We start from the raw sequence: 235 nt of genomic DNA, 5'->3' as shown, positions 1-235 counted from the left end.
CGGCAATCCCGGGTCCCGGAATGGCCGCGGCGATGAACAGCGCTCCGGCATAGGTGATCAGGACGGCGAGGCTCATCTTCTTAACCCTCAGGGCTTCCACCGCCCATCTATAAGGCAAGCGCCGTTTCCTCATCAATGCTTTGGCGCTGATCGGTCCATAACCATAAGGAATAGGTCTGCTAGACCATGATCCACTTGGAAAGCGACCCGGCCTTGCTATTTCTCTCTCTGCAAA

Annotated in this window: 1 pseudogene; it reads right to left on the bottom strand. The window is 56.2% G+C overall.

Features of this window, described 5'->3' with window-relative positions:
* Positions 1–76 (bottom strand): annotated as a pseudogene (locus tag AF337_RS42840) (LysE family translocator); the annotation flags it as partial.
* Between the last annotated feature and the right edge of the window lie 159 nt (positions 77–235).

This window comes from Rhizobium ecuadorense, from assembly GCF_001187535.1.
In the GTDB taxonomy this organism is placed as follows: domain Bacteria; phylum Pseudomonadota; class Alphaproteobacteria; order Rhizobiales; family Rhizobiaceae; genus Rhizobium; species Rhizobium ecuadorense.
This window is presented reverse-complemented; position numbering and strand designations above follow the sequence as displayed.